Origin of the sequence: Thalassobaculum litoreum DSM 18839 (genome assembly GCF_900102465.1) — a bacterium.
Taxonomy (GTDB): Bacteria; Pseudomonadota; Alphaproteobacteria; order Thalassobaculales; family Thalassobaculaceae; genus Thalassobaculum; species Thalassobaculum litoreum.
In genome coordinates, this window is sequence record NZ_FNBW01000002.1 from 332,376 (window position 1) to 353,611 (window position 21,236).

At 69.6% G+C, this 21,236-nt stretch carries 23 protein-coding genes and 1 tRNA gene; 7 read left to right on the forward strand and 17 right to left on the reverse strand.

The features are described from left to right. Nucleotides 1–13 precede the first annotated feature (13 nt). The 4 genes from BLS34_RS04730 to BLS34_RS04745 all read right to left on the reverse strand — a co-directional run bounded on the left by BLS34_RS04730 (nt 14) and on the right by BLS34_RS04745 (nt 3,773). Nucleotides 14–910, reverse strand: a complete 897-nt coding sequence (locus tag BLS34_RS04730; protein ID WP_175474095.1) for a homocysteine S-methyltransferase family protein — start codon at nt 908–910, stop codon at nt 14–16. Further along, nucleotides 907–1,773 carry a methylenetetrahydrofolate reductase [NAD(P)H] gene (metF, locus tag BLS34_RS04735; RefSeq protein ID WP_028793764.1) on the reverse strand — a complete coding sequence of 289 codons (867 nt, stop codon included), beginning with the start codon at nt 1,771–1,773 and terminating at the stop codon, nt 907–909. Before metF ends, BLS34_RS04730 begins: the two co-directional genes overlap by 4 nt. A gap of 13 nt (nt 1,774–1,786) precedes the next feature. Continuing rightward, a complete protein-coding gene (locus BLS34_RS04740; protein WP_051244287.1) occupies nt 1,787–2,770 on the reverse strand; it encodes a metalloregulator ArsR/SmtB family transcription factor in 984 nt (327 codons plus the stop codon). 88 nt (nt 2,771–2,858) lie between these two features. Further along, entirely contained in the window at nt 2,859–3,773 is a 915-nt protein-coding gene (locus BLS34_RS04745) for an SDR family oxidoreductase (protein WP_093148528.1), read from the reverse strand. A 35-nt stretch (nt 3,774–3,808) separates the two neighbouring features. On the opposite strand from BLS34_RS04745, the gene BLS34_RS04750 reads away from it, so the two are divergent. Then, the gene (locus BLS34_RS04750; RefSeq protein ID WP_084618753.1) at nt 3,809–4,330 is read left to right on the forward strand and encodes a GNAT family N-acetyltransferase; all 522 of its coding nucleotides are present in this window, start codon (nt 3,809–3,811) and stop codon (nt 4,328–4,330) included. A 187-nt stretch (nt 4,331–4,517) separates the two neighbouring features. Here the strand turns inward: BLS34_RS04750 and BLS34_RS04755 are convergent, their stop codons facing one another. From BLS34_RS04755 to BLS34_RS04765, 3 genes are read right to left on the reverse strand one after another with little or no spacing between them, the layout of a single operon-like run. Continuing rightward, the gene (locus BLS34_RS04755) at nt 4,518–6,575 is read right to left on the reverse strand and encodes an ASKHA domain-containing protein (protein WP_093148678.1); all 2,058 of its coding nucleotides are present in this window, start codon (nt 6,573–6,575) and stop codon (nt 4,518–4,520) included. A gap of 56 nt (nt 6,576–6,631) precedes the next feature. Then, nucleotides 6,632–7,540 (reverse strand): methyltetrahydrofolate cobalamin methyltransferase, encoded by a 909-nt coding sequence (locus tag BLS34_RS04760; protein WP_093148530.1) that lies wholly within the window; start codon nt 7,538–7,540, stop codon nt 6,632–6,634. Between the two features lie 31 nt (nt 7,541–7,571). Continuing rightward, nucleotides 7,572–8,498 (reverse strand): methylenetetrahydrofolate reductase, encoded by a 927-nt coding sequence (locus tag BLS34_RS04765; RefSeq protein WP_093148533.1) that lies wholly within the window; start codon nt 8,496–8,498, stop codon nt 7,572–7,574. A gap of 212 nt (nt 8,499–8,710) precedes the next feature. Here BLS34_RS04765 and BLS34_RS04770 point away from each other — a divergent pair, with 212 nt between their 5' ends. The 3 genes from BLS34_RS04770 to BLS34_RS04780 all read left to right on the forward strand — a co-directional run bounded on the left by BLS34_RS04770 (nt 8,711) and on the right by BLS34_RS04780 (nt 10,488). After that, nucleotides 8,711–9,193 (forward strand): PaaI family thioesterase, encoded by a 483-nt coding sequence (locus BLS34_RS04770; protein ID WP_028793759.1) that lies wholly within the window; start codon nt 8,711–8,713, stop codon nt 9,191–9,193. A 265-nt stretch (nt 9,194–9,458) separates the two neighbouring features. Continuing rightward, entirely contained in the window at nt 9,459–10,016 is a 558-nt protein-coding gene (locus BLS34_RS04775) for a helix-turn-helix domain-containing protein (RefSeq protein ID WP_093148536.1), read from the forward strand. Nucleotides 10,017–10,020: 4 nt separating this feature from the next. Beyond that, nucleotides 10,021–10,488: a DMT family transporter gene (locus BLS34_RS04780; protein ID WP_028793757.1), complete on the forward strand. Its 468-nt coding sequence runs from the start codon at nt 10,021–10,023 to the stop codon at nt 10,486–10,488. A 171-nt stretch (nt 10,489–10,659) separates the two neighbouring features. On the opposite strand, the gene BLS34_RS26620 is transcribed toward BLS34_RS04780, so the two are convergent. The 6 genes from BLS34_RS26620 to BLS34_RS04805 form a co-directional block, all read right to left on the reverse strand. Next, a complete protein-coding gene (locus BLS34_RS26620; RefSeq protein ID WP_281241201.1) occupies nt 10,660–10,785 on the reverse strand; it encodes a hypothetical protein in 126 nt (41 codons plus the stop codon). A 23-nt stretch (nt 10,786–10,808) separates the two neighbouring features. After that, nucleotides 10,809–11,048 carry a hypothetical protein gene (locus BLS34_RS04785; protein ID WP_093148539.1) on the reverse strand — a complete coding sequence of 80 codons (240 nt, stop codon included), beginning with the start codon at nt 11,046–11,048 and terminating at the stop codon, nt 10,809–10,811. Between the two features lie 45 nt (nt 11,049–11,093). Then, nucleotides 11,094–11,624 carry a GNAT family N-acetyltransferase gene (locus BLS34_RS04790; RefSeq protein WP_175474096.1) on the reverse strand — a complete coding sequence of 177 codons (531 nt, stop codon included), beginning with the start codon at nt 11,622–11,624 and terminating at the stop codon, nt 11,094–11,096. Beyond that, complete coding sequence (locus tag BLS34_RS04795; RefSeq protein ID WP_093148543.1) at nt 11,621–12,463, reverse strand: S49 family peptidase; 843 nt, start codon at nt 12,461–12,463, stop codon at nt 11,621–11,623. The genes BLS34_RS04790 and BLS34_RS04795 overlap by 4 nt, the downstream gene beginning before the upstream one ends. A 24-nt stretch (nt 12,464–12,487) precedes the next feature. Beyond that, a complete protein-coding gene (locus BLS34_RS04800) occupies nt 12,488–13,231 on the reverse strand; it encodes a tRNA1(Val) (adenine(37)-N6)-methyltransferase (protein WP_342739407.1) in 744 nt (247 codons plus the stop codon). 176 nt (nt 13,232–13,407) lie between these two features. After that, on the reverse strand, nt 13,408–13,626 hold the full coding sequence (locus BLS34_RS04805; RefSeq protein WP_093148547.1) for a putative signal transducing protein: 219 nt from the start codon (nt 13,624–13,626) through the stop codon (nt 13,408–13,410). Between the two features lie 140 nt (nt 13,627–13,766). Between BLS34_RS04805 and BLS34_RS04810 the strand changes: the two genes are divergently transcribed. Together BLS34_RS04810 and BLS34_RS04815 are read left to right on the forward strand one after the other, a co-directional pair. Further along, complete coding sequence (locus BLS34_RS04810) at nt 13,767–14,795, forward strand: polyprenyl synthetase family protein (RefSeq protein ID WP_028793752.1); 1,029 nt, start codon at nt 13,767–13,769, stop codon at nt 14,793–14,795. 108 nt (nt 14,796–14,903) lie between these two features. After that, a complete protein-coding gene (locus tag BLS34_RS04815; protein ID WP_028793751.1) occupies nt 14,904–15,536 on the forward strand; it encodes a glutathione S-transferase family protein in 633 nt (210 codons plus the stop codon). Between the two features lie 80 nt (nt 15,537–15,616). Here BLS34_RS04815 and BLS34_RS04820 read toward each other — a convergent pair whose 3' ends face one another. Further along, nucleotides 15,617–16,642: an Ldh family oxidoreductase gene (locus BLS34_RS04820; RefSeq protein ID WP_093148549.1), complete on the reverse strand. Its 1,026-nt coding sequence runs from the start codon at nt 16,640–16,642 to the stop codon at nt 15,617–15,619. A 245-nt stretch (nt 16,643–16,887) separates the two neighbouring features. Here BLS34_RS04820 and BLS34_RS04825 point away from each other — a divergent pair. Beyond that, a tRNA-Pro gene (locus BLS34_RS04825) sits at nt 16,888–16,964 on the forward strand. 168 nt (nt 16,965–17,132) lie between these two features. Here BLS34_RS04825 and BLS34_RS04830 read toward each other — a convergent pair. From BLS34_RS04830 to BLS34_RS04840, 3 genes are read right to left on the reverse strand one after another with little or no spacing between them, the layout of a single operon-like run. Then, entirely contained in the window at nt 17,133–17,828 is a 696-nt protein-coding gene (locus BLS34_RS04830; RefSeq protein WP_093148551.1) for an HTTM domain-containing protein, read from the reverse strand. Then, nucleotides 17,825–18,292: a hypothetical protein gene (locus BLS34_RS04835; protein WP_093148553.1), complete on the reverse strand. Its 468-nt coding sequence runs from the start codon at nt 18,290–18,292 to the stop codon at nt 17,825–17,827. Before BLS34_RS04835 ends, BLS34_RS04830 begins: the two co-directional genes overlap by 4 nt. Nucleotides 18,293–18,303: 11 nt before the next feature. Next, on the reverse strand, nt 18,304–21,198 hold the full coding sequence (locus BLS34_RS04840; RefSeq protein ID WP_093148554.1) for a CHASE2 domain-containing protein: 2,895 nt from the start codon (nt 21,196–21,198) through the stop codon (nt 18,304–18,306). Between the last annotated feature and the right edge of the window lie 38 nt (nt 21,199–21,236).

The following is a 21,236-nucleotide window of genomic DNA, read 5'->3' on the forward strand; positions in this document are numbered from 1 at the left end:
CTCTCCAAATCGGTCAGTAGCTGCGGGCGGCCGGTCTCGGGCCCGCATCGTTCGCCGGCGCCGGACGGGCCGGCGCCTCGGTATCGTCCAACGGCTCCAGGCGGCGCCCGGCAGCCCAGGCGATCCGGCGCCGTAGATCCGTCTCCGCCACCGCCGCCCAATGGGGCGAGGACGGCGACAGATCGACGAAGAGCGGGCCGCCATAGGCCGTGGCCACCGCCCGCAGGGTCTCCGCATACGGCCGGTCCAGGTTGTCCGGCGCCAGAGCCAGGCCCTGGGCGCCGATCCCGGCGACGGCCGCCGCCGCCCGGGCCAGCCCGTCGGTGATCGCACCGCGCGCCAGCGCGCCCAGCCGCGTCTCGTAGCGCAGCTTCACCAGCACCGGGACCGCGCGGCCGGCATCGGCCATGCCGCGCCGGGCGCCGGCCATGGCGGCGACGATCCGCGCCGGACACTGCGCCGTCTCCAGCAGCAGCAGGTCGGCACCGCCGCCCACCAGCCCGGAGGCCATGGTGCGCGACGCCGCCTCCACACGGTCGAGCGGCAGGAAGCCGATCAGCGGCGCCAGGGCTTCCACCCGGGCCACGCCCATCACCCGCCGGTCGCCGCCATGGCTCCGTGCCGCCTTGGAGGCGTGTTCGGCCGCCATGTAGGAGACGATGAACGCCTCGTCATGCATGCGGTAGCGGTCCAGCCGCTCCGGCGAAGCCCCGCCGGTATTGGTGCGCAGGATCTCCGCGCCATCGTCCAGATGCCGGCGGTGCACGTCGATCACCGCCTTGGGGTCGGTGATGTTCAGCTCCTCCAGGCAGGACGACCCGGCACGCGCCGACAGCTCCCCGAACCCGCCGGAGACCAGCGCGGGGCCGGTCCTGGAGCCAGCCTTGGGTTCGGTGAAGCGAGTTGTCACGCCGCGGCCTCCATTTCCGGCCGCAGGCCGAGACGTCGGCAGATCGCGGCGGTGAGCTGGGGCCGGTTGAGGGTGTAGAAGTGGAAATCCTCCACCCCCTCTTCCATCAGCTTCATGCACAGGTCGCTGGCCGTGGTGGCAGCGACGAGTTGACGGGTCTCCGGATCCTCGTCCAGACCGTCGAACAGCTCGGCCATCCAGGCGGGAACGATCGCGCCACAGGCGTTGGAGAAGCGCACGACGGTCTTGAAGTTGGTCACCGGCAGGATGCCCGGCACGACCGGCACGGTGATCCCGGCCTTGTCGCAGACATCGCGGAACCGCAGGAAGGTGTCGGCGTCGAAGAAATACTGGGTGATCGCCCGGGTGGCCCCGGCATCGATCTTGCGCTTCAGATTGTCGAGGTCGGCCGCCGGGGTCGGGCTGTCCGGATGGACGTCCGGATAGGCGCCGACGGAAATCTCGAAATCGCCGATGCGGCGCAAGCCCTCGGTCAGCTCCGCCGCGTTGGCGTAGCCGCCGGGATGCGGCTCGTACTTCTCCGCATCGGCCGGGGCGTCGCCGCGCAGGGCGACGATATGCTTGATGCCGGCGGCCTGCCATTCGCGGACGATGTCGTCGACCTCCTCACGGGTGGCACCGACGCAGGTCAGATGTGCCGCCGGGGTCAGGCTGCTCTCGCGGGCCAGACGCTTGACGATGCGGCTGGTGCGCTCGCGGGTGCTGCCGCCGGCCCCGTAGGTCACCGAGACGAAGGACGGGCAGTAGGGCTCCAGCCGGGCAACCGTGTGCCACAGCTTGGCCTCGCCGTCCTCGTCCTTGGGCGGGAAGAATTCGAAGCTAACGCGTGGAGTGTCGGACATGACGCTCATCCCCTCAGGACGCCGCGCGCAATTCTGCGGCGCCGGTGTTTCCGGTTGTCAGATCAGTGCTGTCGGCCTTGCGGGCGCTCCACAGGCAGACGGTCAGCGGGTCGCCGGTCAGGCTCACCGCCGGTTCCAGGCCGAGACCGGCGCTGTGCGCCATCCGGCCGATTTCCTCGCCGGAGAAGCCGAGCCAGCGATGGGTATGCTGCTCGCGAAGTTCCTCCAGCTCGTGCGGGGCGAAGTCGACCAGGATCACCCGGCCGCCCGGCTTCAGCACCCGGGCTGCCTCGCGCAGGACCTCGCCCGGCATCTCGGCGTGATGCAGGACCATGTTCAGGGTCACAGCGTCGAACCGGTCGGCCGGGAACGGCAGGTGATACATGTCGGCCAGGCGGACCTGGCAGTTGTTCACGCCGGCCCGGTCCAGCTTGTCGCGGGCGATCTCCAGCATCGGCTTGGCGTTGTCGATGCCGACCGCACTGGTCACGTGATCGGCCAGCTGCTCCAGCACCCGGCCGGTGCCCGTGCCGATATCGAGCAGGCTGTCCACTGGCTCGGCCCGCACCGCTTCCATCAGGCTGGCATCCACCAGACCGTCGTCCACATACAGGCCGCGCAGATCCTCCCAACGGACCGCGTTCTCCTGGAAATAGGCGACGGCCCGCTCCGAGCGGCGGGTACGGATCGTCTCCAGCCGGGCCAGATCGGTGGCCATCATCGCGTCGTCCACCGGCACCAGCGGCGTCAGCGCCCGGGCGACAGCGCCGCCCGAACTCCGCTCCGCCACCCGGTAGTAGGCGCGAGCGCCCTCGCGGTTCCGCTCCAGCACGCCGGCCTCGACCATCAGCTTGAGATGGCGCGACACCCGCGGCTGGCTCTGGCCCAGGATGTCGACCAGATCGGTGACCGACAGCTCCGAGCGCGCACACAGAACGAGAATCCGCAGCCGGGTCGGCTCGGCAATCGCCCTCAGTCCTGCAAGCACGTCATCCATGCGGTCACCTCCAATAACAACATAAGGATATCTTTATGTGTTTATCGAAGCAAGACCGAATTCCGTTCTCATTCGACCGAAACTGTCTTCATGACGACACACCGGCCTCCCGAGCGATGGCCCGCAGGCCTTCGCGGTAGGTCGGATAGGTGAGGCGCACGCCCAGTTCCCCGGTCAGCCGGCTGGTGTCGAGCCGCTTGCATTCGCTGTAGAAACTGCGCGCCATCTCGGACAGCTCGGCGCTGTCGAAGGGGATGGCGGGCGGCGGGTCGATGCCGAGCAGGCCGGCGGCGAAGACGATCGGGTCGGCGGGGGAACAGGCCTCGGTGTCGGCCACGTTATAGATCCCCCCGTCGCGCGGCCGGGCCATGGAGGCGAGCAGGATCGAGCCGATATCGTCCACATGGATGCGGTTGAAGACCTGCCCCGGCTTGTCGATGATCCGCGCCTTGCCGGCTTTCAGTTGCTCGATGGCGTTGCGCCCCTCGCCGGGACCGTAGATGCCGGCGACCCGGAACACCTGCACCGCGACGTCCGAGTCGGCAAAGGCGTCGAGCCAGGCGCGCTCCGCCGCCGACCGCAGCTCACCGCGTCGGCTGCCGGGGGTCGGTGGCTCGTCCTCCGTCACCACGCCGCCCTGCCGGTCGCCATAGACCGCCGGGGTGGAGAGATAGCCGATCCAGCGCAACGTCTCGCAGGCCCGCAGGTCGGTGCCGTGCCGGTCCAGTGCCGGCACCAGGATCTCGCGCGGCGGCACCGTGTCGACCAGATGGGTGACCCCGGCGAACGGGTCGGCGGCGGCGATGGGGGCCGTGCCGTCGAAGGCGTGGACGGTCATCCCTTCCGCCTGCGACACGGCGGCGGCCTTTTCCGCCGAGCGCACGGTGCCGGAGACGCTCCAGCCGGCATCGCACATCCGTCGGGCGAGGCGCAGGGCGGTATAGCCGAGGCCGAAGAAGAAGACGTGGCCGGGAGCGACGGTCGGAGCGGGAAGGTCGGGCATGGCGGCGCCTCTGGATCAAACGGGACGCCTTCAACATGTCACGCGTTCGGCATATTGCCACCCGCCGCCACCCGGGTATCGTCGATGCCATGGGATTGATCGGACGCAAACAGGCAGCGCCGCCGGTGGAGGCACGGTCGCGGCGCGGTGTGCCGGAGGACATCGAGCGCCTGTACCAGATCGTCGCCGCCGTGCGCGAGAATCGTCAGTTCGAAACGGCGGCCAGCTTCGACGCGGCGGTGCATCCGTTTCTGAAGGCGGGGCTGTGCTGGGTGCTGTCGATCGGGCCGGCCATCGTCGGATTCGTCGCCGTCGACGCAAGGGCCGGGTCGGTGGAGATGCTGTACGTGCATCCCGCCCATGAGGGCAAGACCATCGGCCGTGCCCTGATGCGCCGGGCCCTGGGCGATCTGATCCGCCTCGGCCACCGCATCGCCTGGCTGGTCACCGCCCGGGAGACCCGGGCCGAGCGGTTCTACCGCGCCCAGGGCTGGGTCGAGATGGCCGAAGCTGGACGGGGGTCGGTAAAGCTGGCGAAGAAGCTGAGCGGGATGTGAGGGGGGCGCTTTCTCTACCCGCTCTCTCACCCTCTCACTCTCCCTATTCCGTCTTCCCGGCCTTACGCCGGGACCGAGAATGAGAGCCGCTGGAGCGGTCGAGAAATCTCTGAGGGGTTCCGGCAAGCGTCCCCCTGGATCCCGGCGCAAGGCCGGGAAGACGGGTGGGAGGCTGAAAGAAGCCGCCCTACCCCCCCCGTCTGCGCCGGCGTCGACGGCCGTCGCCCTCGCTGCCCGCCTCGGCCGGGTCGGACCGCTCGGGGAGAGTCACCGCTGCCGACAGATTCGGGAACGGTGCCGTGCGGTGCGGCAAGGCCATCGCATCGATGAAATGCTCCTGGAACTTCGGCTCGACCGCCGTCTCCACTTTCTCCACCCGGCGCACCACGCGCTCGATCTCGCGCCGCGCCTCGGCGTTGAGCAGCGCCATGCGGGCGCCGGTACCGGCGGCGTTGCCGACCGACCAGACCTTGTCCAGGCGGCAGTCCGGAATCATGCCCAGGATCATGGCGTATTTGGTGTCGATATGGCTGCCGAAGGCGCCGGCCAGGATGATCCGGTCGACGGTTTCCACCCCCAGCTTGTCCATCAGCAGCGCCGCCCCGGCATAAAGCGCCGCCTTGGCAAGCTGTATCGCCCGCACGTCGGTCTGGGTGATCACCACCTCCGGCGACAGGCGGTAGGAGAAGGTGCGGCCGTCGCTCTCGATCCGCGGCGTACGCGCCGCCATGGCGCCGTCGATCGTACCGTCGGTCTTCAGCAGCCCGGTCAGCACCATCTCGGCCAGTACCTCGATGATGCCGGAACCGCAGATGCCGGTGACCCCGGTGCGCCAGGCCTCGGACTGGAAGCCGTCCTCGTCCGACCAGACATCGACGCCGATCACCTTGAACCGGGGCTCCAGGGTCTCCGGATCGATGCGCACCCGCTCGATGGCGCCGGGGGCGGCGCGCTGGCCGCAGGTGATCTGCGCGCCCTCGAAGGCGGGGCCGGTGGGCGACGACGCGGCGAGCAGCCGCTGGCGGTTGCCCAGCACGATCTCGGCGTTGGTGCCGACATCGACGATCAGGGTCATCTCATCCTGCTGGTGCGGGCCCTCCGACAGGATCACCGCCGCGGTATCGGCGCCCACATGCCCGGCGATGCAGGGCAACCCGTAGGCGCGGGCGTCGGGATGCAGGGTGATGCCGAGTTCGCCGGCATGCACGTTCACCGCCGTGTCGATGGCCAGCGCGAAGGGCGCGCCGCCCAGCTCCGTCGGATCGATGCCCAGCATCAGGTGGTGCATGATCGGATTGCCGACGAAGACCAGATCGACGATGTCCTCCACGTCGATCCCGGCCTCCTGGGCGACCTGGGAAGACAGGTGGTTCACCGCCTCGCGCACGACCTTGGTCAGTTCGACCTCGCCGCCCGGGTTCATCATCACGTAGGAGACCCGGCTCATCAGGTCCTCGCCGAAGCGGATCTGCGGGTTCATCACGCCGCTGGACGCCGCCACCTCGCCGGTGGCGAGATCGCAGAGATGGGCCGACATGGTGGTGGAGCCGATATCGACGGCCAGGCCGTAGATCTTGCCCTTGAAGCCCGGCCACACGCCGGTGACCCGCCGCCCCTCGCGCAGGCAGACCGTCACTTTCCAGTCGCCCTCGCGCAGCGCCTTCTGCAGATAGCCCAGCACCGGCAGGTCGCAGCTCACGTCGTCGGCGATGCCCCAGTCCGGCCACTGCTCGCGCAGGCTCTCGCACAGGCGCCGGAAATCGCCCGACGGCTCGTGCATGTCGGGCTGGCGCACTTCCACGTAATGCAGCTTGTGGATCGGGTTGATCTCGATCGCCCGAACCTCGGCGCGCTTGCGCACGATCTGGCGGTGGACCTGGCTGGTCTCCGGCACGTCGATGACGGCATTGCCGAGAAGCTGGGTCGAGCAGGACAGCCGCCGGCCGGGAGCAAGGCCGCGCTTGTCGCGGTAGCGCAGCTCGTTGCGCGCCGGCTCGGAGAGGTTGGCGGCCCGGCTGTCGACCTGGAACTTGGTGAAGCTGCCTTCGCTCAGCGTGACCTGGCAGCGGCCGCAGATGCCGCGCCCGCCGCAGACCGAGTCGATATCGACACCGAGCGCCCGGGCCGCCTGCAGCACCGGCGTTCCGATCGGGAAGGTGCCGCGGCGGCCGGATGGCGTGAAGACAACGAAAGCCTCCCCCGCCTCGTCGTTCGAGGCGGGCCCGGTCGGGCCGGCGGTGGGCATCACGTCATCCATAGGCGCTGCGGCGTTTCTCCGGTGTGTGGCTCGTCGGTTTCTCCTCAGGCCCGGCGGCGCCGGCGCTCGCGGCCGCCGCGCGCGCCCAGTGCGTCCTGACCTTCCGCCGCCGGCTCGCGGAAGCGCTTGATCCAGCGCCGGCACTCGGGGTCGTGGCCCATCATCACGTCGGCGCCCATGACGCCGGCCATCTCCTCGGCATGCAGCGGGTTCATGATCGCCGAGGTCATGCCGGAGCCGATCGCCATCGACAGGAACGACGCGTTCAGCGCGTGGCGGTTCGGCAGGCCGAAGGAGATGTTCGAGGCGCCGCAGGTGGTGTTCACGCCGAGTTCGTCGCGCAGCCGGCGGATCAGGCGCATGGCGGAATGGCCGGCCCTGTTCAGCGCGCCGACCGGCATCACCAGCGGATCGACCACCACGTCGGCCCGGGAGATGCCGAAATCGGCGGCTCGCTCGACGATCTTCTTCGCCACCTCGAAACGCACGTCCGGGTCCTCGGAGATGCCGGTCTCGTCGTTGGAGATCGCGACCACGGCGGCGCCGTATTTCTTGATCAGCGGCAGGACGACCTCCAGGCGCTCCTCCTCGCCGGTGACGGAGTTGACCAGCGCCTTGCCCTGATAGACCGCGAGCCCCGCCTCCAGCGCCTCGACGATCGAGCTGTCGATCGACAGCGGTACGTCGGTGATCGACTGCACAAGCTTGATCGACTGGGCCAGGATCGCCGGCTCGTCGGCCAGCGGGATGCCTGCGTTGACGTCCAGCATGGTGGCGCCGGCCTCGACCTGGGCACGGGCGTCGGACTCGACCCGGCTGAAGTCGCCGGCGGCCATTTCGGCGGCCAGCAGCTTGCGGCCGGTCGGGTTGATCCGCTCGCCGATCACGCAGAACGGCCGCTCGAAGCCGATGGCGATTTCCTTGGTGGCGGAACTGACGATGGTATCGACCATGGGGCGCGTCTCCGGATGCGGGATGGCGGGGTCAGGAGGCCGCGTGGGCCTGGTCGGACGCGCCGAGAAGGATAGCGGCCTTGCGGTCGTCCACGATGAAGTCGCCGGATGCCACCGCGTTGGCCCACTCCGCCGTCTTGGCGAGGCCGCCGAACGGGTAGAAGTGCAGCTTTTCGATGCCGCAATCCGGGTCGCCGGCCTGGTAGGCCGCGAGATCGAGCAGCAGCCGGTCGGGCGCCTGCACCAGCATCAGCTTGGCGAGGTTCCGCGCCTGTCGGGTCAGCACGCGGATGGACGGGCCGATGCCTGACATCTGGGCGAATTTCAGCAGGGTCTTCAGGGTCGCCAGGCCCGGCACGCCGAGATGGATCGGCAGGGTGTTGCCCCAGCTCCGGATCCGCCTGTCCCAGGCGGTGATGGCGGCGGCGTCGAAGCAGAACTGGGTCTCGATATACATCTCCAGCCCGCGCTCGGCAGCGAAGCGGTTCTTCCAGAGCAGCGCGTCCTTCAGGGCCGTCTCGTCGATATCGGGGCTGCCCTCGGGATGGCCGGCGACTCCGATCTTGGCGATCCCATGCGCCTCGAACAGGCCGGTGGCCAGCAGATCCATGGACGACGCGAACGCGCCCAGCGGGTGGTCGAGCCCGCCGGCGATGACCAGGGCCTGGGTCACCCCGGCCTCGTCCTTCAGCCGGCCGAGCGTACGGTCCAGCATCGCGCTGTCGGCGATGGAGCGGGCGGCGATATGCGGCACCGGCTCGAAGCCTTCGCGGCGCAGGCGTGTCGCCACGGCGATGGTGTCGTCGATCGCGCTGCCCGGCAGGAAGGTGACGTTGACCGTGGTTCCAGGGGCCAGATGGTCGGCGAAGCAGTCGACCTTCGCGGCGGAGGCCGGCGTGGTCTCGACGGAGAAGCCGTCGATCAGGCTGATCACGTCACGCGCGCTCGCAGGTGCCATCCCAATCCCCTTTTTCCCTGCCGGCCCCAGTTCGTTCGGGTCGCGCCGGTCTCCCGCCCTATATGAGGCCAGCCGGCCGAGACGGATTGCCGCATCTCGCCATCCTCAATCCCAAATCCGACAAACGGCCATGACGAGGATTGGATTGCGCGCCCGCACCGCCTGGGGCACAGGAACCTCGGCGACCATCACTCTTACGAAGGCGAGACCCGATGTCCGAGCGCAGCCGCACCTATTCCTGGGCCGACCCCGCCCCGCTCAGCGAGGCGACCCGTACCCTGGACGGCCTGACCCTGCTGACCCGGATCAAGGACGGCGACCTGCCGGCGCCGAGCATCGCCGCCACCATGGGCTTTCGCCTGGCCGAGGTCAGCCAGGGCCGGGCGGTGTTCGAGGGCGACTGGCAGGCGTTTCTCACCAATCCGGCCGGCACCCTGCATGGCGGCTGGTACGGCACGATCCTGGACAGCGCCATGGGCTGCGCGGTGCATTCCACGCTGCCGGCGGGCACCGGCTATACGACGCTGGAATACAAGGTCCACATCACCCGGGGCGCCGGACCGGACACGGGCGTGCTGCGGGCGGAGGGACAGGTCGTCCACAGCGGCCGCCGCACCGCAACGGCGGAGGCGAAACTGGTCGACGGCACGGGCAAGGTCTTCGCGCACGCGACGACGACGTGCCTGATCCTTTAGAGGACCGCCCCACCGCAGAGGACCGCCCCACCGCAGAGGACCGCCGCACCTCCCCTCGCCCGTCTTCCCGGCCCTGCGCCGGGACCGAGGGTGACGCCCGCCGGAGCGCCGCAGAGCGTTCTCGACCGCTCCGGCTTCTCCCGCTTCTAGATCCCGGCTCAGGGCCGGGAAGACGAGGAAGGTGAAGCGTGAGAGCGAAAGTCGCTTGACTGACGGCCGTCGCATTATCCCATAATCGGGAAATACTCCCCGATATGAGAATCTCATGCCTTTCGACGACTTCACTCCCCGCCTCGCCGACCGGCTGAAGCGTCTGCGCCAGGAGGCCGGCTGGTCGCTGGACACCCTGGCAAAACGCAGTGGGGTCAGCCGCGCCACCCTGTCTCGCATGGAGAATGCCGAGGTCAGCCCCTCGGCGGAGGCGCTGGGCAAGCTCTGCGCCGCCTACCGGATGCCGATGTCGCGGCTGATCCAGATGGTGGAGCAGGATTTCGCCGCCAAGGTGCCGGCCGAAGCCCAGACCGCCTGGCACGACCCGGCCACGGGATTCGCCCGCCGCGCGGTCTCCCCGCCGGCCGAGGCGCTGCGCGGCGAGGTGATCGAGGGCACGTTGCCGGCCGGTGCTCGGATCGCCTACGAGGTCCCGCCGGTGGAGGGACTGGAGCACCATCTGGTCATGCAGTCGGGCGGCCTGACCTTGACGGTGGACGGGGCCGATCACGTGCTCGGTCCCGGCGACTGCCTGCGCTACCGGCTGCACGGGCCGACCGTCTTCCAGGCCGGACCGGATGCGCCGGCCCGGTACCTGCTGTTCCTGGTGTAGCGCGATGGCCGCCGTTCCCGGGGCCGGTACCGCCCTGCTCATCCTGCTGGCCGTGATCGGCGGCGCGCTGATCGCCGCCCAGGGGCCGATCTTCGCCCGGCTGGCCGGCAGTGTCGGCGGCACCCTGCCGGCGGCCCTGCTGTCCTTCACCATCGGCACCAGCGCGCTGATCGGCCTGATCCTGGTCGCCGGCGCGCCGTTCCCGAAGCTGGCCGACATGCGCGCGGCCCCGGTCTGGGTCTGGGCCGGCGGGCTGATCGGCGCCTATCAGGTGATGCTGTCGATCACCGCCGTGCCGAAGATCGGCGTCGTCGCGTTCCTGACCGCCGTCATCGCCGGCCAGCTCATGGCCGCCATTGCCTATGACCAGTTCGGCGCCTTCGGGCTGGCGGTGCGGGCGCTGACGGTGACGAAGATGGTCGGGATTGCCTTGCTGGTCGGCGGGCTGGCGCTGATCGTATGGGAGCGGTAGCTCATTGATTCCACGCGCACTCCTCGGATTTATTCCGGGGCCTACGCAAGCGGATGGCACCGGCACCCGAAAAGCTGCTCCCGGCGACCCTTCACGCTGAGGGGTGGGCCCCGGGATTAATCCGGGGAGTGCTGGAAGATAAGGAGATGTGTCAGAAGAAAGACCGTCGGATTACGCGCGCACCAGTTCCCGCGACAACCCATCCAGCACCTCGGGCGCGCCGTCGGTGACCACCACCGTTTCGCCGAGGCCCATGGCGAGGCGGGCGTCGTATTCGGCGTCGGAAAACGGACGCACCGCGGCGACGGAGGGCGGCTCGGTCAGGTCCGTTCGTCCCGTCTGTCGCGGGTCACGTATTCGCCGGTGCGCTCGTCGCGGACCAGGTCGACGACATCGTCGCGCCCATGGGTCCCCTCGGGCCGGCCGCGATCCTGGCGCCCGTCGGTCTTCTCGGAAGCCTTGGCCTTGCGCGCCGCGTCGAGGCGACCGATCAGGCGAAAGCCGAACCAGACGATGCCGATGATGGCCGCAAGGGCTACGAGTTTAGAGATACTGAACATGAACCTAGAATTGACCCAGGAGCTGGCCCCGCGCAAGACCCATGGTCACGGTCCCGCCGGTGCCAGCGCTTCATAATGGACGACCGAATAGTCGCCCTTCTCCCGCTCCCACACGAGCGAGAAGCCTAGGGATTCGAGCAGCGTGCGCGAGATCACGTTGTCGCCGCGGGCGAAGGCCACGATCCGTCGCAGGCCAAGCGGGCCGAAGCCGTGGCCCATGGTCGCCACCGACGCTTCGCGGGCATAGCCCTTGCCGCGCCCCGACGTGTGCAGACCGTAGCTGATCTCCGGCACGGTCCCGTCCTCCAGGAAACGCAGGCCGCACTCCCCGAGAAACGCGCCGCTGTCGCGCTCGATCACCGCGTACATGCCGAATCCGTGCTCCCGCCAATGGACGATCATGTCATCGACGACCGCCGATGCGGCGGCGGCGTCGAGCACGCCAAGCTTGCGCACGCTCATGACCTCGGGCGTGCCGAGAAAGGCGATCAGGTCGGCCCGGTGGCGTTCGTCCACCGGCTGCAGGATCAGCCGGTCGGTCTCGACCGTGGCGAATACCGCCGCCGTCGTGTTCACAGGCCGAACCGGGACCACACGGCCCGCTCCCCGATCGCCGTCAGGGTGCCCTCGCCGATCGCGACCGGATCCGCCGACGCGCCGAACCGCAGGCGCTCGAACAGCGAGCGGCGGCGCTCGACCTGCCGGAACCGGGTCTTGTCGCCATGGCGGGCGCGCATCACGCTGCGCAGCTCGCCCTCGCCGTCGGCCAGCCCGATGGCGATGCCGCGCGTTCCGGTCCAGAACTTGCCCTCGAACAGCTCCGGCTCCTCCTCGGCCTTGAGGTTGTCGCCGCGCCGCTTGCGGACCCAGTCGATGAAGAGCTGGTGCAGCTCGACCTGGACCGCCTTGAGGTAGGAGACGTCCTCCTCGCGCTCGGGGCTGAACGGATCGAGCAGCGCCTTGCGCGAGCCCGCGGTATGGATGCGCCGCTCGACCCCCAGCTTGTCCAGCGCCTCCACGAAGCCGAACCCGGCGCTGACCACGCCGATCGACCCGACGATGGAGGCCGGGTTGACCAGGATCTCGTCGGCCGCGCAGGCGATCCAGTAGCCACCGGATGCGGCGACGTCCTCCACGAAGGCGGTGACCGGCTTCTCGTGCTCGGCCGCCAGGTCGCGGATGCGCCGGGCGATCAGATCGGACTGCACCGGCGACCCGCCGGGGGAATTGACGATCAGCGCGACGGCGGTGGTGTGTTTGTCCTTGAAGGCCGTCTCCAGCACGGGAGCGACGGTTTCCAGGGAGAGGCCGCGCCGCGTAGGGCCGAGGCCGCCGATGACGCCGCGCAGGGTGACGACGGACACGGTCGGCGGACGCTTGCGGAACCGGTCGAGAATGGGATCTAGAATTGCCATGGCGGATAGATAAGGCGGCGGACCTCAAAGATCGAGAGGCGCGCCCCGAAGGATCGCCTCCGCCGCCGCGGTATAGGCGCCATCGGCCTCGTGCAGCACCAGCCCCGGCGCCAGGCGCAGCGGCGCCCGCCCGCCCCGCACGGCGCGCACCAGCACCCGCCCGGCATCCCGTCCGGCCTTGGGAAACAGCGGGAAGACCACGACCGATCCGAAGCCCCGGGACAGGGCCGACAGGATGTCGTCCAGCCGGTCGGCCCGGTGCACCACGGTCACCGTCCCCTTGTGCCGCAGGCAGCGCCGCGCCGCCGCCATCCAGTCGGCGAGGTCGGCCCCCGCCTCCACCCCGGCAGCCGCGCGACCGGCATCCGGCGAGGGGTCGGCCCGGTCCGACGGCAGATAGGGCGGGTTGGCCACCACGTGGTCGATCCTGCCCGCCTCCCAGGTGGCCGGCAGGTCGGTCAGATCGGCGGTCTCGATGCGTCCGGTGAAGCCGTTAAGGTCCAGGGCGCGGCGCGCGAGATCGGCCATCGCCGGATCGCGCTCGACGCCGATCACCTCCACCCCGGCCACCCGGCCGGCGAGACAGGCGAAGACGGCCCCCGCGCCGCAGCCGAGATCCACCGCCCGCTCCCCCTCCCGCGCCGGGACCGAGGCGGCGAGCAGCACCGGATCGACGGCGGCCCGGTATCCGGTCTTCGGCTGGATCAGCCGTACCCGGCCGTCGAGCAGCAGATCCTCGGTGGTTTCCATAGCGCCCAAATCACTCACCTACCATTCACCCCCAACCTCCAGTCGCTCCCCGGATTGATTCCGGGGCCTACCCAAAACGCGGCACTGATTGCGGAAGATAGAACGCCGGCATCCGGAAAGCCCACAAGTAGGCCCCAGAATGAATCCGGGGAGTGAAACAAGGGTATGGGGAGGAAGGTTAAGGAGTCTGAGCCCTATTTCGGGTCCAGGGCCTCGCCCGCCTCTTCCAGCAGCGCCTTGGCGGCGGCGAAATCGTCGTTTGCCACCATCAGCCGGCGTGGAATCGCCCCCGCACTGCCCTCCATGACGCTCATCCCGCCGTCCAGCACCAGGGGCTCGATGCCTTCCGAGGTCAGCAGGGCTTGAAGATAGGAAAGCCGGACCAGATCGTTGGTGCGCAGAAGTTCCCGCATACGGCACTGCCTCCGGACGTTCGCGGTGGACGGTTGTGGCGCAGGGCCGGGGCGAGACGCGGTTGACTTCGCCTCGCGACCGCTCTTTCTATGCTCGCACAGCACACAGAGGCGTCAAGCGACGCCGCAGGAGCGAACCCGTGTCCGTTACCGCATCGGCATCCCAGTCCGGCCCCGAGGCCGCCGACCGCAGGCCCAGCTTCGACGCCCTGCGCGCCCTGGTCGCCGACGACATGGCCAAGGTCAACGAGACCATCATCCGCGAGATGCACAGCCCGGTGGCGCTGATCCCGCAGCTCGCCGGCCATATCGTCGCGTCGGGCGGCAAGCGGCTGCGGCCGATGCTGACCCTCGCCGCCGCCGGCCTGGTCGGCTACGAGGGCAGCCGGCACATCGACCTCGCCGCCTGCGTGGAGTTCATCCACACCGCCACCCTTCTGCATGACGACGTGGTCGACGAGAGCAACCTGCGCCGGGGCAAGGACACCGCCAACGCGGTCTGGGGCAATCAGGCCAGCGTGCTGGTCGGCGACTTCCTGTTCAGCCGCGCCTTCCAGCTCATGGTGGCCGACGGCTCGCTCAAGGTGCTGAAGATCCTGTCCGACGCCTCGGCCGTCATCGCCGAGGGCGAGGTGCATCAGCTCGTCACCACCAACGACATCGAGACCACGGAAGCCGCCTATCTCCAGGTGATCGAGAGCAAGACGGCGGTGCTGTTCGCCGCCGCCTCGCAGATCGGCGCCGTGGTCGCCGAGCGCCCGGAGAGCGAGGAGCGGGCGCTGGAATCCTTCGGCCGCAACCTGGGCGTGGCGTTCCAGCTCGTCGACGACGTGCTCGACTACTCGGCCCAGCAGGAAGCGCTGGGCAAGACGGTCGGCGACGATTTCCGCGAGGGTAAGATGACCCTGCCGGTGATCCTGGCCTATGCCGCCGGCGACGCCGAAGAGCGGGCGTTCTGGAGCCGGGTGATCGGCGACATGGAGCAGGACGAGGGCGACCTCGCCTTCGCCCAGGCGCTGATGGCCAAGCACGGGACCCTGGCGAAGAGCCTGAACCGGGCCCGCGACTACGCCGAGGCGGCCCATCGCGACCTCGACCTCTTCGCCCCCACCGCCCACCGCCGGGCCATGGAGGAGGTCATCGATTTCTGCGTCGACCGGGCGTACTGAGCGGCGGCCGCCTCTTCTCAGCAAGCATGGACCTCATGCGCTGAAGCGCCCTTGTCCGGCAACCGCATGCAACCGAGCATGGCTCCTCAACAGAGAGGGGCAAACCCCATGACCATCCGCATTCTCGGCCGGGCCAATTCCTTCAACGTACGCAAGGTGCTCTGGGCCAGCGACGAGCTCGGCGTGGCCTATACCCGCGAGGACTGGGGTCGCGGCTTCCGGCCGACCACCGATCCCGAGTTCCAGGCGATCAACCCGATCGGCCTGGTCCCCGCCGTCGTGCTGGAGGACGGCACCGTGCTGCGCGAGAGCAACACGATCATCCGCTACCTGGCCACGGTGTCCGGCGACACCGCCCTGTATCCCGTCGACCCGGTCGCCCGCGCCGGGGTGGAACAGTGGATGGACTGGGCGAATTACGAGACCTCCATCTCCCTGCGCGGCGCCTTTCTCGGCGGCCAGCTCGACGAGCCGCCGTGGAACCACCCCTGGTTCGTCGAGCAGGGCCGCGCGCACATCACCAGGGAAGTCGGCCAGCTCGACGCCCATCTCTCCCGGACCGGGCCGTATATGACCGGGGAACGCTTCACCCTGGCCGACATCCCGATCGGGCTGGTGGTGAACCGCTGGTTCAACCTGCGCTTCGACGGCAAGCCGGACTATCCGAGCGTCGCCCGATACTACGAGACCCTGAGCGAACGGCCGGCCTATCTGAAGCACGGAAGGAACGGGCTGCCTTAAGGGGTCACTCCCGGGCCCCACCCGTCATCCTGAATTGAATTCAGGACGACGGTGGGTGACTCGCGCAGAACAACGGCTCCCTACCCGCAGAGCCCAACGATTTCCGCATGCAGCGCCGCCGGGATGGCGGCACCCTCGGTCGCCGTCTTCGCCCGGTTGGCGTGGCGGCGGCCCGCCGGGAGGCGGGTTCCCGCCTCGGCCAGGATGCGCTCGAACAGCAGCTCGGCATGGGCGGCCCAGCCGTTGGTGTCGCCGAGACGCCCCGGGTCGATCGCCAGCATGAACTCGCCGCCATTGGGCGGGCCGCCGTCCTTGGGATCGCTCTCGAACGCCTCGAAGCTGAACTTGTCGCCGATCAGCGCGCCGGCCAGCAGTTCCACCATGAGCGCGATGGACGCCCCCTTGTAGCCGCCGAAGGGGAGCTGAGCGCCGCCGTCCAGAATCGCCTTGGGGTCGGTGGTCTCGTTGCCGTCCCGGTCGATCCCGGTGCCCGGCGGCACGTCGTGGCCGTCGCGGGCGGCGATCATGATCTCGCCCCGGGCAAGCGCGGAGGAGGCCTGGTCGAACACCATCGGCGGCTTACCCGGCCGCGGCCAGCCGAAGGACATCGGGTTGGTGCCGTAGATCGGCGTGCGCCCGCCCGGATGGACCACATAGGGGAAGGCGGCGGTGAAGGCGAAGGCGCAGAGCCCCGCCTCGGCCAGCGGTTCGACCTCGTACCACAGGGCCTGGAAATGGTGGACGTTGGTGATCGCAAGGGCTGCCACGCCCTGGGACCGGGCGCGCTCGATCAGCGGCTCGCGGCCGAGCTGCTGGGCCAGCGGGGCAAAACCGCCGTCGCCCGCCACCCGAAGCACCGCCGGGGCCAGGTCCTCCAGCACCGGCACGGCATGGCCGTTCGCCTTGCCGCTCTTCAGCGACTTTACGTAGCCGGGCACCCGGAACAGGCCGTGGCTCTTCGCCCCGTCGCGTTCGGCATTGTGGATCACGTCGGCGACCGCTTCGGCATTGGCCGCGTCGCAGCCATTGGCCAGGAAACACCGGATGGTGAGGTCGCGGACCTCGTCCAGGGTGAGGGTGACGGTCGCGCTGTCGCCGGCGGACATGGGCGGGCCTCCGTGGTGCCGTTGGGATCGGGCCGGCGCCCCGCCGACCAGGCAGCCAGCAAAGCAGAGCCGGGCGGCCGGCGGAACCCCGGAGTTTGCCGGATCCGCGCCGATCGCGAAGCCCGGGCCGATCGCCAAGGAAGTGCATCGAGCGGTGAGTTCGTTCTTGATGCGCCGCAGCCGGTCCGCTATATGACGCCCTCGCCTCCCGGCGGGCCATCATTCGGCCCGTCTCAAGGTCCGGTCGGGGAGTAGCTCAGCCTGGTAGAGCACTGTCTTCGGGAGGCAGGGGCCGGAGGTTCGAATCCTCTCTCCCCGACCATCTTCTCGCTGCCCGAGGCACGTGTCTGCCTTGCGCGCAGCCTCCCCGAAAAAAGCTCCGGGCCGGCTCACGACGCGGTCCCTGGCCTCGACATCCGGCGGCGCCATGCCCCGGCTCTCCCGTCTGCTCACCCCGCCTGCTCAACCCCGTCTGCTCAACCCCGTCTGCTCACCCTTGCCAGAAGGGCTCCAGCCGGGCCTGCAGCCAGATCAGCGACGGATAGGCCGCGACCCACACCCAGACGAAGCGGTTGAACCCGAACAGCACGAAATTCGCCAGGTGGAACAGGAGCATCGCCGCCAGGGCCGCGACCAGCGCCGGCTGGGAGATCAGCGCCAGGGGGAACAGCAGCTCCAGCAGGATCACCGCCCAGGACATGGCGCAGAGCAGGCGCGGCCAACCGGTCCAGCCGCGCGTCGCCGCGCTGACCGGATAGGCCGAGAACAGGAATACGTCCCGCAGCGCCCGACCGCTGCGCCAGTCCGCCTGCACGACCTTGGACCAGCCCGACTTGAAGTAGGAGAAGATCACCTGCAGGGCGAGATAGCCGAAGACATACTCCTGCCAGCGCGCGGTCGGCATCAGATGAACCGCGCACAGGGCGGTGATCAGCAGCAGGCTGAGCAGGTCGCTGCCCCCGTTATACGGCCCCTGGAACCGGCGCAGGATCAACAGGGCGTTGACGAACAGGGCGGCACAGATCCAGGCGGGCTGGACGCCGGCGATCAGCAGGGCCGCCAGGATCAGGCGGAGGGCGTAATGCGGGCGCTCGTCCGGCAGGCCGAACAGGTGCTCCAGGCTCTGCTGGATCAGGGCGACCGAGAGCAGGATCTCGGTCAGGCGGATGGCGTCGTCGAGGATCATCGGTCCTGCGGATCGACCGTGGGATAGGCCGGCGAGACATAGGCCACGTCCCGGCGCAGGCGCTCGCCTTGCCGGCTGACGAAAACGAGGCGGAAGCGGAAATAGGCCGCGCGGGGCTCCTCGGCCGCCTGAGACTCGTCCCTCTGCGAGGCCAGATCGCGCCGCAGCCGGCGGCGGATCTCCCGGCCGGGGTGTTCGCCCGCGTCCTGCATCAGCCGCTCGGCGCAGGTGGCCAGGTACAGCGTCTCGTTCCAGTGCGGATTCCAGAAGAACGACACGATCCGGTCCATCGGACCCAGGCGCGCCGGCGCCGGCCGGCACGTGCGCCAGGCGTCCTCGTCCGGTTCGCCCAGCGCCGGAGTGTCGACCATCGCCACCTCGATGCGCGGCGACGGCGCGATCACATCGAAGAACCGCCAGGACGGGAACAGGGCCGGCATCAGCAGTTTGAGCGCGTGCAGCATGGCGGGCCGACTCAGACCGTCCGATAGGACGGGAAGGTCACCGTCATGGTTGTGCCCTCTCCCAGCCTGCTGTCCACCGAGAGGTCCGCGTCATGGGCCTGCACATGACCGCTGACGATGGCAAGGCCCAGCCCGACCCCCTCGTGCGAGCTGGTCATCGCGTCGGGGTGTTGCCAGAACGGCTGGGTAATCTGGCCGATCAGGTCCTGCGGAATGCCGATGCCCTCGTCCGCAACGGTCAGGACGATGCGGCGCTGCTCGTCCAGGCCGACCGCGACCCGGACCCGGGACCCTTCGGCGGAGAACTTCACGGCATTGGCCAGCAGGTTCTGGATGATCTGGTAGAGCATCTGCGGGTCGGCGCGCAGGGCGGGCAGCGACGGCTGGATCGAGGGATCGATCTGCACGCCGTGCGTGCGCGCCGTGGGGGTCAGGTCGGTCACCGCCGCGAGGACCGCCGCCGTCACGTCGATGCCGCTCTCGTCGATATTCGACTGCAATCGCTCCAGCCGGGCGAATTCCAGGATCTGCTCGATCATCTTCAGCAGGCGCGACCCGCTGCCGGAAATGTCACGGGCATAGCCGAGATAGCGGTCGCTGCCGAGCGGACCGAACGGCTGGCTGCGCAGCATGTCGGCGAAGCCGATGATGGCGTTGAGCGGGGTGCGCAGCTCATGGCTCATATTGGCCAGGAACTGGGACTTGGCCTGGCTGGCCAGCTCGGCCCGCTCCATGGCCGTCCGCAGCTCGCCCTCACGGTCCTTGATCACCGTGATGTCGGAGTAGATGCAGACCATGCCGCCCTCGGCGGTGCGCCGCTCGTCCACCTGGTACCAGCGGCCGTCCGTGGTCGCCATCTCGTAGCGCTGGCTGTGGGCGGCGAAGACCGACAGGCGGGCCTCGATCCACTCCGCCTCTCGTCCGACCGCCTCGGCCGGGCAATGGCGCCCGGCGACCAGGGTCTGCAGCAGCGTGCCGTAGGGAGTACCGTCCGAGCCGTCGATCTCGGCATCCAGCATGTCGCAATAGGCGTCGTTGCAGCGCAGCAGCCGTCCGTCCGGCGCGAACAGGGCGAAGCCGTCGGAGATCGCATCGACCGCGTCGTGCAGCCGCTGGGTGGACAGCGCGGCGAAGGCCTCCGCCGCCCGGCGGGCGCTGACGTCCCGCAGCACCAGGATGTAGATCCGCTCCGACCCGGCCATGGATTCGGCAAGGGTGATTTCGGTCGGCACCGTCCCGGAACACTCGGGCCCGTGCGATTCCACCTCAATGGTCTCCGGCCGGTCGGCCGCGCGTGACAGGGTCGCCACCGGCTCCCGCTCCAGCTCCGCCGCCCAGGGCCCCGTGAGCCGCTGATAGATCGGCTGACCGAAGAGCCCCTGTTGTGGGTACCCCAGCAGGGCGCAGGCCGCCCGGTTCGCCGTGCGGATCCGGGCGTCGTCGCCGATCGTCACGATGGCGTCGAAACTGGCGTCGATCACCTCGCGGATATAGGCGTCGTGGCGCTTCAGGGCCGCCTCGTTGCGCCGGCGCAGCACGGTCTCGGTACGGTAGTCGCCGATCACGAAGCTGCCGACCAGGAGGATCGATGTCGCGGAGAAGAAGGTGGGGTCCACCAGGGCGCCGAAACCGGCCTGGGCATAGGCGGACACGCCGAGCGCGGCCGCCATGAGCCCGACGCCGACGGCGGGCTTCAGATGCGGGCTGAGGCGCGGCAGAAGGCCGATCAGCAGCAGCCCGGCCAGGGCCGTGGCCAGAAGCTCGACCCAGCCGAAGATCGGATCGCGCCAGGGTGCGCGGCCGGTGAGGATGGTGTCGACCGCGAGCGCCTGAAACTGCAGGCCGGAGACCGCCCCCCCGAAGCCGACGCGGACCCGGTCGCCCACCCCGGCGGCGGAGCTGCCGATCACCACGATGCGCCCGGCGACGTCCGCCCCCGGAACCCCGCCGGACAGCACATCGAGCGCCGAGACCGTCGGCACGCGGTCCGGCCGGGCGGTATCGACCCACAGCCTGCCCTGGGAATCGGTGGGCACGAACAGCGGGCCGACCGACACGCCAGTCATGCCCAGGGGCGACGGCATCTCGACCAGCATGTTCGGCTGCTGCAGGGCCACGCGCGCGATGTCCAGCGCCATGCCCGGCTGCAGGGTGGCGCCGACCCGGAAGATCGTCGGAACCCGCCGGGCCGTGCCGTCCGGCTCCGGCAGCAGACTGACCACCCCCTGCCCACGACTTGCCTGATGGATCGGGGCGACGTTCTCGATGATCGCGCCGATGGCCGGAAGATTCTCGAGATCCTGATGGCCGCGTACGGCGATCCGGTTGTGGGCGCCCTGTCCGGGCGTGGCATCGCCGGATCCCGGAATGGCGGCGACGGCGATGACGCTCGGCACCCGCCACATGGCGCGGGCCAGCGCCTCGTCGTATCCGCCGAGGGCTTCCAGTTCCCGGCGCAGCTCGATGTCGAGGTCCGGCAGCGACCGGGCCAGCACGGTCGGCGACATCCGGTCCGGCTCGGCGAACAGGATGTTGAACGCGGCCGTCCCGACGCCGGCCGCGGACAGCCGGTCGACGAGATCGACCAGATGGCGCCGGGGCCAGGGCCACTGGCCCATGGCGGCGAGGCTGCGGTCGTCCACGTCCACCGCCAGGACCGGCGAGGGATCGGCGGCGGGCGCGCGCGTCTGCAGCTGCAGATCGAACCCCCAGAGCCGCAGGATCTGCAGCGGGGCCACGTCGAGGACGCGCAGGATCAGCAGAACCCCCAGCAGGCCGGCGGCGATCAGCCGGCCATGGCGCACGAGCCGGGAGAGTCGGCCGTCCTCCGGCTCGTCGAGCCATTGGAACTCGCTCGTCACCCCGACCTGCCGGATGTCGGCGCTGCCCGGTGTCCTGCTCTCCATCGCTCCCTCAGCCGTTGACCCATACGTGCGACCCGTCT